7 protein-coding genes are annotated in these 12,120 nt (G+C 65.0%); 5 read left to right on the top strand and 2 right to left on the bottom strand.

Going from position 1 to position 12,120, the window contains the following annotated elements; all coding sequences use genetic code 11:
• The first annotated feature begins 155 nt into the window (after positions 1 to 155).
• Positions 156 to 2,747: an FAD-dependent oxidoreductase gene (locus GNK13_RS17600; RefSeq protein ID WP_164103864.1), complete on the top strand. Its 2,592-nt coding sequence runs from the start codon at positions 156 to 158 to the stop codon at positions 2,745 to 2,747.
• A 15-nt stretch (positions 2,748 to 2,762) separates the two neighbouring features.
• Here the strand turns inward: GNK13_RS17600 and GNK13_RS17605 are convergent, their stop codons facing one another.
• The gene (locus GNK13_RS17605) at positions 2,763 to 4,301 is read right to left on the bottom strand and encodes a 2-isopropylmalate synthase (RefSeq protein ID WP_164103871.1); all 1,539 of its coding nucleotides are present in this window, start codon (positions 4,299 to 4,301) and stop codon (positions 2,763 to 2,765) included.
• A 362-nt stretch (positions 4,302 to 4,663) separates the two neighbouring features.
• Complete coding sequence (gene pyk / locus GNK13_RS17610) at positions 4,664 to 6,220, bottom strand: pyruvate kinase (RefSeq protein WP_164103865.1); 1,557 nt, start codon at positions 6,218 to 6,220, stop codon at positions 4,664 to 4,666.
• 260 nt (positions 6,221 to 6,480) lie between these two features.
• On the opposite strand from pyk, the gene GNK13_RS17615 reads away from it, so the two are divergent.
• From GNK13_RS17615 to xylA, 4 genes are all read left to right on the top strand, one after another.
• Positions 6,481 to 7,965 carry a Gfo/Idh/MocA family protein gene (locus GNK13_RS17615; RefSeq protein ID WP_164103866.1) on the top strand — a complete coding sequence of 495 codons (1,485 nt, stop codon included), beginning with the start codon at positions 6,481 to 6,483 and terminating at the stop codon, positions 7,963 to 7,965.
• 5 nt (positions 7,966 to 7,970) lie between these two features.
• A complete protein-coding gene (locus GNK13_RS17620) occupies positions 7,971 to 8,891 on the top strand; it encodes an SDR family NAD(P)-dependent oxidoreductase (protein WP_164103867.1) in 921 nt (306 codons plus the stop codon).
• Between the two features lie 19 nt (positions 8,892 to 8,910).
• Positions 8,911 to 10,338 carry a sulfatase family protein gene (locus GNK13_RS17625; protein ID WP_164103868.1) on the top strand — a complete coding sequence of 476 codons (1,428 nt, stop codon included), beginning with the start codon at positions 8,911 to 8,913 and terminating at the stop codon, positions 10,336 to 10,338.
• Between the two features lie 260 nt (positions 10,339 to 10,598).
• Positions 10,599 to 11,918 (top strand): xylose isomerase, encoded by a 1,320-nt coding sequence (gene xylA, locus GNK13_RS17630; RefSeq protein WP_164103869.1) that lies wholly within the window; start codon positions 10,599 to 10,601, stop codon positions 11,916 to 11,918.
• Positions 11,919 to 12,120: the final 202 nt, after the last annotated feature.

The following is a 12,120-nucleotide window of genomic DNA, read 5'->3' on the forward strand; positions in this document are numbered from 1 at the left end:
CGGGTGGGGCTGGTGTTGTCGAGGGTCTATCCTTGTACGACGCGGCGCGAGAGGGAGAGGTGGGACTCGGCGATCAATAGGGGTGGTGAGTGGACGTAACATTGCCGCAACGGCTGGAGGAGCGCCTCCGTTGGGAGGTGTCCATCGATGCGGCCATGCCACGCCCAGGAATCGTTGCCGCGCGGCGGTCTCCGGTCGTCTCTCGGGAGTCGCCGGGGCCGACCGAAGAGCCGTTCGTGCTGTACTGGATGCACAACGCGCTGCGGGGCCACGAGAACCCGGCGCTCGACGTGGCGCTCTGCCTGGCTCGTCAGAACGATCTGTCGTTGTTGGTCTATCAGGGGCTCTGCGAGACCCACCGCTATGCATCGGACCGGCATCACGCGTTCATCCTGCAGGGGGCGCGGGACGTTCAGCGGGAGTTGAGCGATCGCGGCATCCGCTTCGCCTTCCACCTGCAGCGGGCCGGTGCCCGGGGGCCGAATCTGAGAACGCTCGTTCGAGCCGCGGCTGTCCTGGTCACGGAAGAGTCGCCGGTCGAGCCTTTTTTGGGGTGGCTCGAGCGGCTGCGGGCCTCGACCCGCACGCCGATCCTCACGGTCGACACGAGCTGTATCGTGCCGATGCCCCGATTCGAGCAGCTGTACACCGGTGTGGCCGAGTTTCGCGAGGGTGCCGAGCAAGAATTCCAGCAACGGGTCGCTCGCTCCTGGGAGGACGAGCCGGTCGAATGCGCGAGGTATCGCGGCCGGCTGCCTTTCGAATCGCTCGATCTGCAGGACCAGGATCTGGCGAAGCTGATCGGAGCGTGCTCGATCGATCACTCGGTCTCGCCGGTCATCGACATGCCGGGCGGGAGCCGCGCCGGTTACCACCGCTGGAGACGCAACGGGCCGTCGAGCCGGGCTGGCGGAGCGGTCTTGGGCGACGATTTCAGCCGCTTGCATGCGTATTTGCATTACGGGATGGTCAGTCCGCTGCGGATCGCCCGCGAAGCGTTCCGCGAGGAGCCCGCTCGGTGGCTGGTCGATCGGCTGCTGTTCCGGGAGTTCGCCCACCACTTCTGTTATCACGTCCGCGACGCGGTCGAGCTCTTTGAGACGCTGCCTGATTGGTCTCGGCAGACGCTCCTCCGGCACGTGAGCGATCCGCGAGCCGCGGAGAGGACGTGGGAGCAGCTGGCCCGAGCGCGGACCGAGGACCGGTTTTGGGACGCCTGCCAGCGGAGCCTGCTCAAGCACGGGGAACTGCATCCCGAGGCTCTGCCAAGGTGGGCTCAGTCGCTGCTGCGGTGGACGTCCGATCCCCGCCAGGCCTTGCAGTGGGCCCTCGACTTGAACCACCGGTTCGCGCTCGACGGTCGCGATCCTTACAGCTACGGCGGTCTGTTGAGCAGCTTCGGCCAGTTTGGCCAGCCGAGCGATGCCGAGCGTCCGGTGCTAGGAAAGCTCGCGGCATCGGAACCTGCCTGGTCCGTGGAGGATGGTGAGCTCTCGGCATTCGAAGCTGAGGTCGATCGCCCGGTGATCCCCCAGCAGCCCCGGGTCGCGGTCATCGGAGCCGGAATGGCGGGGTTGGTGGCCGCACGGATCTGGGCGGATCTCGGAATCGAGGTGACCGTTTTCGAACGCTCCTATCGCGTCGGCGGACGGATGGCCACGCGGCACGCCGATTCGGGAGCCTCGTTCGATCACGGAGCCCAATACTTTACCGCTCGCGATGCCCGATTTGCGCGGATGGTTCGAGCTTGGATTCAAGCCGGGGTCGTCGCTCCCTGGAATGGGCGGATCGTGGAAATCGAAGAGCTGCCGAGCGGCGGCCCCAGGATCTCCGAGCTCAAGGAAGATCTGCCGCGATACGTCGGCGTGCCCGACATGCGAAGCCTGGCGGAGCACTTGGCCGCCGATCTCCACGTCGAGCTCGAGACCTGCGTGGAAGCGATCGAAGGGGGGACGAGCGGAGGAGGACGGGCTGCGAAAAGTCCGGTTTCGCAAACGCTCGGACGCTGGCGGCTGAGCAGCGACGACGGCCGCAACCTGGGCGAGTTCGATTATGTGGTCGCCTGTTGCCCGCCTCGCCAAGCCGCCGCGGTGTTCGCCTCGCAGCGGGAGTTGGCCGAGGCGATCTCGGCGGTGGAGATGGCGCCGTGCTGGGCGGTGATGGTGGAGCTCGAACGAACGCTGGGGCTGGAGTTCGATGCTGCATTCGTGCACCACAGTCCGCTCAACTGGATCGCTCGCAATAATTCCAAACCGCACCGCGGCGGCAATGAGACCTGGGTGCTGCACGCGACGGCCGAGTGGTCGCAAAAGCATTTGGAGGAGGAGCGCGACGAGGTGCTGGTCAAATTGTTGACCGCGTTCACCGCGGCGACCGGGGCGCACGTGAGCAATCCGGTCTCGATCGCCGCCCATCGCTGGCGCTCCGCCCTGCCCCTGCCAACCCCTGCCCGATTGCAAACCTCCGCCACTCTCCAGACTCTGACCGGGCTTCCCTCTCCGGCCGGCCATGCTCCCGGCGCGGTGCGACCTCCAGCCGGCCTCCAGGCGACCGCTAGCTCGCCCCATCTGGCGAGCTCCTCGCGACTCGCGGAGACGCACGAAGCGGGCTGCGTCTGGGACCGAGCCGTCGGGCTCGGCGCCTGCGGAGACTGGTGCGGCGGCCCGCGGATCGAAGGGGCCTTTTTGAGCGGCGCGGCGATGGCCGGAAGCCTGCTCCGCTACCTCACCATCGATCGGCATCCGTAGGCGAGTACTCAGTACTCAGTTTTCCGTTCGCGTCTCGGCGATGATCCGGTTGACGGCGTTGAGCACGGCCAGGATCGTCGACTCGACCGTATCGGTGCTCGCCCCGACGCCGCGATACACCCGTCCTTGGTGCTCGACTTCGATGTTCACTTCGCCGATCGCGTCGCGTCCGAGCGTCGCGCTGCGAACGCCGTAGTCCTTGCAGACGACCGACACGCCGGTGATCTTTTCGACGGCCCAGAAGGCGGCGTCGATCGGCCCGTCCCCCTGCTCGACCGTTTCGGTTTTTTCTTCCCCGGCGTGGCTCAACGTCAATTTGACTCGCGGCACTCCGTGGGTGCTGGACATCGCTTCGAAATCGACCAGCGACCATTCCTCGGGAACGCTGCCGCTGATTTGTTGTTGGACCAGGGCGACGATGTCACCGTCGTAGAGTTCTTTTTTCTTGTCGGCCAATTCCTTGAACCGCTCGAAGACTTCCTGCAGTTGTTCGCCGGTCAACTGGTACCCGAGGGCCCGCGCCCGATCGGCCAACGCGGCTCGGCCGGAGTGTTTGCCGAGCACCAAGTCGGTTTTGGAGAAGCCGACATCGGCCGGGGACATGATCTCGTAGGTCGACCGCTCCTTGAGCATCCCGTCTTGATGGATCCCCGACTCGTGGGCGAATGCATTGCGGCCGACGATCGCTTTGTTCCGCTGCACGCTGATCCCGGTCGTCTTGCTGACCAGCCGACTGGTGGGGACCAGCCGCTCGGTCTGGATGTGGGTGGTGCAGTGGAAATAATCTTGGCGGGTGTGCATCGCCATCACGACTTCCTCGAGCGCCGCGTTGCCGGCTCGCTCGCCGATGCCGTTGATCGTGCATTCGATCTGCCCGGCGCCCGCCCGAACCGCCGCCAAGCTGTTGGCCACCGCCATCCCCAAATCGTCGTGGCAGTGGATGCTGATCACCGCCCGGTCGATGTTCGGCACGCGGTTGCGGAGCATCGTGATCCGCTCAAACACTTCCTCCGGCGTGGCGTAGCCGACCGTGTCGGGGATGTTGATCGTGGTCGCTCCCGCCGAGATGGCCGCTTCGACCACGCGGCAGAGAAAATCGTGTTCGGTGCGGCAGGCGTCTTCCGGAGAGAACTCGACGTCGTCGGTATATCCGGCGGCCCGAGAGACCCCGCCCACGGCTCGGGCGACGATCTCGTCGGGGGTCATCCGCAATTTGAACTCGCGGTGGATGGCGCTGGTCGCCAGAAAGACGTGGATCCGCGACTGCGGCGCCTGCTTGAGCGCTTCCCAAGCGCGGTCGATGTCTTTGTCGTTGCAGCGAGCGAGTCCGCAGATCGTCGCCCCGCGGACCGACGAGGCGATCCGCTGGACCGCTTCAAAGTCGCCCGGCGAGGCGATCGGAAAACCGGCTTCGATCACGTCCACGCCGAGTTCCACCAGAGCCTGAGCCACCTCCAGCTTTTCGACCAGATTCATGCTCGCTCCGGGCGACTGTTCGCCATCGCGGAGCGTGGTGTCGAAAATCGTGATGTTCCGCGGCGACGCGCCCGTCATGGCGGAGGCGGAGGGAGCGGCTGCGGGGCTGGTGGGGTCTGCGGGGCTGGTGGGGCCGTTGGGGGTCATCGTCGGGAGCTCTGGGAAAATGGGAGTGGGGCGGAGGCGGTGAGGATACGAAAAAACCCCGAGGCTCGGCGGGCCGAGCCTCGGGGTTGGTTGTGTCTTTTTCCGGCGGTTGCGTCACAACCGCTCTGGGCAAACCCCTATCGCTCGTCCTCGCCGGGACGCAGAAGTAGAAGCGATAGGAGCTGCAGTCGGTTCATCGAACTCGGGGGTTGTTCGCGGAAGCGTTGTTTCGAAGGTTACGCCGCGGCGCGCCGCGGGTCAACCGATGAACCGCGGCAGCGGGAAACGAGAGGCTATTCGGGGGTGGCGGGTTCGCGCACGGGTTTTGGTGTGGACGGGTTTGGCGCTGGCGGGCTGGGCTCGGGTGAACTGGGTGTGGGCGAAGTCGCCACGGCACCGATCCGGCACGACTCGGCGGTCACCGAGTGGACGACCAGCAGGTTGTGGGCGTGATGCATTACCGAGTTGCCGGTGACGAACACGATTCGGTCTCCGGGAGCGAGCATGCCGTTCTGGCAACCCCAGCGGCTAATCTCGTCGAACAGCACTTCGGCGTCGTCGAGCTGCGAGACGCGGCACGGCTTGATTCCCCAGAACAGGGTCATACGCCTCAGCGTTTCCTCGTTGTCGCTGGCCCCGAGCGTGGGAATCAGGCTCCGCTGCTTGCTCTTGACCCAAGCCGTCCCGCCGCTCCGGGTGGCGATCACGATCAGCTTCGCCCCGATCGACTCGGCGATCGTGGTCGCTCCGTAAGCCACGGCCGAGGTGATCGGGTGAACGCGGTTGGAGCCGTTTTGGCGGGGATCGGAGATCGCAGTCAGCATCTCCTGCTCGGTATGGATCATGATCCGGTGCATCGTATCGACCGCTTCGACCGGAAATTCGCCGATCGCCGTCTCGCCGCTGAGCATGCAGGCGTCGGCCCCGTCGAGGATTGCGTTGGCGACGTCGCTCGCTTCGGCCCGCGTCGGCCGCTTGTTGTGGTGCATCGATTCGAGCATCTGCGTGGCCACGATCACCGGTTTCAACTTGTCGCGGCAGATGCGGATGATCCGCTTTTGGGCGACCGGCGTCTCGGCCACGTCGATCTCGACGCCCAGATCGCCGCGAGCCACCATCACGCCGTCGGAAGCGTCGACGATCGATTCGAGGTGCTCGAGCGCTTCCCGCTTTTCGATCTTCGCGATCACCAGCGCGGTCGATTCGTAGCTGGTCAGCAGGTTCTTGAGCGACCGCACGTCTTCGGCGGTGCGGACAAAGCTGAGGCTGATCAGATCGACTCCTTCTTTGGCGCCCCAAATCGCGTTGTCGACGTCGCGCGGCCGCATCGAGGAGACGCTGAGCGCCACGCCCGGCAGATTGATCCCTTGGCGGCTGCGAATCTCCCCGCCGCCGATCACTCGGCAGCGAGCCCGATTGGCGTGCACTTCCTCGACTCGCAGGGCGACCGTGCCGTCTGCAAGCATCACGTGATTGCCCGGCTTCAATTCGTCGATCAACCGCGGATAGCTGCTGGTCAGCTCGGTCGGCGAGCCGGGTTTGTCGCCGCGGACGAACGTCAGTTCCATCCCCAGCTCGCACTGCAGCGGTTCCTCCAGCAGCTTTCCGAGCCGCAGCTTGGGCCCCGCCAGATCGAGCAGCACGCCGACCGAGTAGCCGACCTGGGCCGAAGCGGCGCGGATGTTCGCCAGCGTCCGGCTGTGCTGCTCCCGGTCGCCGTGGGCGCTGTTGATGCGAAAGATATCGACGCCGTGTTCGATCAGCGTCACGAGACGCTCGACCGTGTCACAGGCGGGGCCGACAGTGGCCACAATTTTCGTGCACGCTTCGCAGAGAGTCGGTCGTGACATGGTGTCCAGCGGAAAGGGAGGCCAGCGGATTACGACGGCGGGGGACGCAGTGGGGCACGTTCGAGCCCTGCGGCAAATGTAGGTTATCGCTACGCAAACGGGGAACCACTCTGCTCGCACCCTCCCGCGGGATCGGGCGGCGTGTGAAGGGGCTGGGGAGTGGTTAAACTGAGCCCGTCCCGCATTTTGGAGCGTCCAGCGCGGCTGCGAAGGGACGCTGGGCAGTCCTTGGTCCCCACTCAACACCGGAGAATCCGCCCATGCCAAAGCCCCTCTCCTCCACCGATGCGGGCGACCAGCCGCACGACTTCGACCACCAGGGTTGTGAGGCCGACCGCTCGAATCGCCGCCAGTTTTTACAAAGCAGTGCGCTCGCCGCCGGGGCCAGTTGGGTCGCCGCCAGCAGCGGAGCGACGGCTCGCGGAGACGAGCCGCCAGCGAAAGAGCCCCCCGCGAGTGAACCCCAAACGGACGAGCCGCCAGCCGAAGCCACGCCCAAACGCCCGCGGGTCGGTTCGATCGGCACCGGCGATCGCTGGAGAGCGGTGGGACGCGCGGCGATGCACTTTGGCGATATCGTCGCGGTTTGCGACGTCGACGCCCGACACTTGGCCGACGCCAAAAAGATCGTCAAGGATCAGCTCGGCAGCGAACCCGACGGTTACGAAGACTACGCCGAACTCCTCCGCCGCGACGACATCGAGATCGTCACGATCGTGACGCCCGACCACTGGCACGCGAAGATTGCCATCGAGGCGATGCAGGCGGGCAAGGACGTCTACTGCGAAAAGCCGCTGACGCTGACGATCGAGGAAGGCAAGCAGATCATCGAGGCTTTGGAGCAGACCGGCCGCGTGTTCCAGGTCGGCACGCAGCAGCGGAGCGAGATGGATCTGCGATTCCTCAAAGCGGTCGCCATCGCTCACGCCGGACGGCTCGGCAAGATCCAAAAAGTGACCTGTGTGATTGGCGGCGCTCCGGCCAGCGGCGAAGTTCCCGCAGTCGATCCTCCCAAGGAACTGAACTGGGAACGCTGGCTGGGACAGACGCCCCTGGTCGATTATCGCTTTGCCGAGAAACCCGAGGGGCGGGCCGAGACTCGCTGCCACTACGAATTCCGCTGGTGGTACGAGTACAGCGGCGGCAAGATGACCGACTGGGGTGCCCACCACGTCGATATCGCCCAGTGGGCGATCGAGCAAACCGACACCGGACCGATCCGCGTGACTCCCAAAGAGGTCGAGCACCCGGTGCCACTCGATGACCAGGGCATGCCGACCGATCCGTCCCGCTACAACACGGCGACCCGATTTGTCGTCGAGTGCGAGTTTCCCAACGGCGTGCTGATGGAGATCCGCAGCGACGGACGCAACGGGATCTTGATCGAAGGGGACCAGGGGCGGTTGTTCGTCAGCCGCGGCGACTTGACCGGCAAACCGGTCGAGGACTTGGCCGACAACCCGCTTCCCGAAGACGCCCTGGTCCAGCTCTACAAAGGCAAACAGCCCGGCGGCGGCAACGCCCACATGCGAAACTTCTTCGAATGCGTCGCCAGCCGCGAGCAACCGATCAGCGACGTCTATACCCATCACCGGGCGATGACGACCTGCCACCTGGCGAACATTGCGATCCGGCTCGGCCGCGAGCTGACGTGGGATCCCGATGCCCAGCAGATCGTCGGCGACGAGCAGGCCCGGAGCATGCAGCGGCGTGAGCAGCGAGCCGGTTACGAGGTTCGAGTCTGAGCCGCATGACCGACTCTCGCGAGCAGCACGTCGAGCAGCAAGTCAAGGGTCGCGTCGATGGGCCGGTGGCCCTGGTCACCGGCGGATCGGCCGGTCTGGGGCGGCAGATCGCTGCTGCCCTGTGGGCTGCCGGCTACCACGTCGTCGTCGTCGGCCGCTCGCAGCAGAAGCTCGAGCAGGCTCGCGAGCGATTGCTTGCCGAGGCTACTGCTGATCCGCCCCTTTCGGGGTCGAGCCAGACGCCTGCCGATTCTGGCTTGCCGCAGGTCGTGGCGATCGCAGCCGACGTGGGCGATCCCGAGGAAGTTGCCCGCGCGTTCGCCGACGCCGTGAATCGCTTCGGGCGGCTCGACGTGCTGGTCAACAACGTGGGGATGAGCGACCGGGGGACGGTCGAGAATCTCACTGCCGAGCGGTTGCAGACGCTGATCGCGGCCAACGTCACCACCGCCCTGCTCTGCTCGCAAGCGGCCCTGCCGGCGCTCGAGGCCTCGCGGGGAACGATCGTCAATATCGGCTCGCTGGCTGCCAAGGTGGGAGCCCGTTACCTCGGCGGATACCCCGCCGCCAAACACGCTCTGGCTGGCCTGACCCAGCAGATGCGGTTGGAGTGGAAGCCGCGGGGCGTGCACGTCGCGCTGCTCAATCCCGGCCCGATCCGTCGCGACGACGAGGGGAAGCGGTACGAGAGCCAATTGGCTGCCGACTCGGGATTACCCGAGCAGGCGGCTCGTCCCGGCGGGGGGACGCGGGTGAAAGGATTGCCGCCGCAGCAGGTCGCGGCCGAGGTCGTGCGGATCGTCCGCCGCCGCTCACCGGACGTCCTCCGCCCCAGCTACCTCCGCCCCTTGGTCGCCATTGGCCATCTCTGGCCGTCGCTCGGCGACTGGTTGTTGTTGCGCTTTACCAGTTCCAAATCTTCCTGAGTTTTTGTCGGAGATCGTGATGCGTTTTCTGAGCGGGCTGTTCGCAGTGGCTCTTACCGGAGCTGCCTTTGCGAGTGCCCTCTGGAGCGGAGCACCACTGGAGGCTGCCGAACCGGATCGGCGGCCCAACTTCGTGGTGATCTTTTGCGACGATCTGGGCTATGGCGACCTCGGCTGTTTTGGCCATCCCACGATCGCCACTCCCGAACTCGACCGGATGGCCAGCGAAGGAACGAAGCTGACGCAGTTCTATGCAGCGGCAAGCGTCTGTTCGCCGAGTCGTGCCGGCTTGCTGACCGGGCGTTTGCCGCAGCGAAGCGGGATGTGGGGCAACCGCCGCGTGCTGTTTCCCGACTCGGTCGGCGGACTGCCAGCCGAGGAGTGGACGATCGCCGAGAAGCTGAAAGAAGTGGGGTACGCGACCGGGTGCGTCGGCAAATGGCATCTTGGGCATCTCCCCGAGTACCTGCCGGCGGAGCACGGCTTTGACTCGTACTTCGGAATCCCCTACTCCAACGACATGGACCGCGTCGGCGGCTCGGGAAAGCACGTTGTCCGCGAGCCGTATTTCGAAGCGTTCAACGTTCCCTTGCTCGAGTCGCGAGGGAGTGCCGTGGCGACGGTTGTCGAGCAACCGACCGATCAGCGCTCGATCACCCGGCGCTACACCGAGAAGGGAATCGAGTTCATTCGCGAGCACCGCGACGAACCGTTCTTCCTGTATCTCGCCCACTCGATGCCGCACGTGCCGCTGTTCCGGAGCAAGCCGTTCGAAGGGCGTTCGCGAGCTGGAATCTACGGCGACGTCATCGAGGAGATCGACTGGAGCGTCGGGCAGATCCTCGGCGAACTTCGCGACCAAGGACTCGACCAAAAAACGATGGTCGTCTTCACCAGCGACAACGGTCCGTGGTTGATTTACGACGAGCAAGGCGGTTCGGCCGGGTTGCTCCGCGACGGCAAAGGGTCGACGTGGGAAGGCGGGATGCGGGAACCGACGCTCGTGTGGTGGCCAGGGACGATTCCCAGTGGTGTGGCCAGCCCCGCCCTGTCGAGCACGCTCGATCTGCTGCCGACGTTCTGCTCGCTGGCGAGCGTGGCGCCGCCGAGCGACCGGCCGATCGACGGCTACGATCTTTCGGAGACGCTGATCGCGGGAAAGCCGAGCCCTCGGGAGACCTTTTTCTACTATCGCGGCGATCAACTGATGGCGGTTCGCCACGGGGACTATAAAGCCCACCTGATCACCCGCGACGCTTACGGACCCGGCTCGCGACGACCCGAGCGGCACGATCCGCCGCTGCTGTACCACCTCGGAGTCGATCCCGGTGAGAAGCGGGACGTGGCGAAAGAGCACCCCGAAGTGCTCGCGGAGATCGCGGAAATCCTCGCCGAGCACCGCGCCGCGATGGTGATCGCCGAGAGCCAGTTCGACCGCAAGAAGTAGGTCAGGCACCCTCCCTCCGGGAGGGTCGAGCGTCAGCGAGGGGAGGGAGAGCTATCCTCAACGACTGCACCTCAAATGAAATTCACCGTTGCGGAAACCCTCCCCGCTCGTTCCTCGCGACCCTCCCGGGGGGAGGGTGATCCGCCGTTGACCCTCAACCAGTCCCGTCCGCCCGCCCTGGTTGTTCGCCGCGGCGGGGGGCTCGATATTACCCGCTCGACCTTGACGCAAAATTTCTGTCCCCAGGTGAGTTGCCCGCGATGAGTGCGTTCCCCGGCATTGATGTGATCCAGTACGAAGGCCCCGAGAGCGACAACCCGTTGGCGTTTCGGTGGTACAACCCGGACGAGGTCGTCGCTGGCCGCTCGATGCGGGAGCATCTGCGGTTTTCGGTGGTCTACTGGCATACGTTCCGCGGCACCGGCTCGGATCCGTTTGGCGCCGGCACGATGATCTGCCCCTGGGACGACGGCAGCGACTCGGTCGAGAACGCTTGCAACCGGGCGCGGGCGGCGTTCGAGCTGTTCGAGAAACTGCAGGCTCCTTACTACGCTTTCCATGATCGCGACGTGGCCCCCGAGGGCGGCACGCTGGCCGAATCGCATCGCAATTTCGACGCGGTTGCCAAAGTTCTCCAGGAAGAGCAGCAGCGGAGCGGCGTCAAGCTGCTGTGGGGCACGGCCAACATGTTCAGCCACCCGCGATTCATGCATGGAGCGGCGACCAGTTGTAACGCCGATGTGTTTGCCTATGCGGCCAGCCAAGTCAAGAAATGTTTGGAAGTCACCAAGGAACTCGGCGGCGAAAATTATGTGTTTTGGGGCGGCCGCGAGGGGTATCAAACGCTTTACAACACCAACATGCGGCGCGAGCTCGATCATTTAGCCAAGTTCTTTCACATGGCGATCGACTATGCCAAATCGATCGGCTTCAGCGGTCAATTCCTGATCGAACCCAAACCGAAAGAGCCGACAAAACATCAGTACGACAGCGACGCAGCGGCCTGTCTCAACTTCCTGCGAAGCTACGATCTGCTCGACTCGTTCAAGCTGAACATCGAAGCCAATCACGCGACGCTGGCCGGGCATACGATGATGCACGAGCTCGACTACGCGGGGATGCAAGGGGCGCTCGGCAGCATCGATGCGAACACCGGTGATTTGCTGCTCGGCTGGGACACCGACCAATTTCCCACCGACTACTATCTGACCACTCAGACGATGCTGGTCATCCTCAAGCATGGTGGGCTGGGAAGCGGAGGGGTCAACTTCGATGCCAAGGTGCGTCGGGAGAGTTTTGAACCGCTCGACCTGTTCTACGCGCACATCGGCGGCATGGATGCCTTTGCGAAGGGGCTGAAAGTCGCTGCGGCAATCCTCGAGGAGAATGCCCTTGGCCGCCTCGTCGAAGAGCGCTACGCCAGCTGGGACTCAGGGATCGGAGCGAAGATCGAAGCGGGCGAGGTCGGCTTCGCGGAGCTCGAGCAGTACATGCTCGAGAAAGGCGAAGTGGCCGCCAACGCCAGCGGGCGCCAGGAGCTGCTCGAAGCGATCGTCAACCGCTACATCGACCGCGCGTGAATCGCGAGCCTCGATCATTCTTCCGCCGCCGGGCGCTTGCGCGGATCGGTCGTTAGTTCGCTCATCAGCCGCCGGGCGCTAGCCCCCGGTTCCTGCACATGCGGCATGAACCGGACGCTAGCCCGGATATTTCATCCGCTGATGGATTTTAGGCTCGGGGCGGCTGATGCGGTTGGATTTTACGAGAAGAGGCGGGCGGGCG

This window comes from Candidatus Laterigemmans baculatus (genome assembly GCF_010367455.1).
Classification (GTDB): Bacteria; Planctomycetota; Planctomycetia; order Pirellulales; family Pirellulaceae; genus Laterigemmans; species Laterigemmans baculatus.